A 360-nucleotide genomic window follows, 5' to 3' on the forward strand; every position below is an offset into this window, starting at 1 on the left:
CGGACCGTGCAAGGCTGGATACCGCGGGCGGCGCCGATGATGATCTCGGCGATCCCGCGGAACTGGGTGTTCGGCTCGTAGACCTCATCCCGGTACACGAACACGATCATGTCGGCGTCTTGCTCGATTGAGCCCGAGTCGCGCAGGTCCGACGGGGTTGGTCGCTTGTTCGGGCGCTGTTCGAGCTGGCGGTTGAGTTGGGACAGGGCGATGACCGGGACGTCGAGCTCCTTGGCCAGCAGCTTGAGCTGGCGGGTGATCTCGCTGATCCGCTGCACGGCGTTCGCCCGGGCGTCATCGACGTCCACCAGGCCCAGGTGGTCAACGACGACCAGGTCGAGCCCGAAATTCATTTTCTGC

General features: G+C 64.7%; 1 protein-coding gene. It reads right to left on the reverse strand.

What is annotated here, in order from left to right; genetic code table 11:
* Positions 1-360: DnaB-like helicase C-terminal domain-containing protein (locus HX773_RS25745; protein ID WP_304623172.1), on the reverse strand; the 360-nt coding region annotated here is incomplete at both ends.

Source organism: Pantoea sp. B9002 (assembly GCF_013385945.1).
In the GTDB taxonomy this organism is placed as follows: Bacteria; Pseudomonadota; Gammaproteobacteria; order Enterobacterales; family Enterobacteriaceae; genus Pantoea.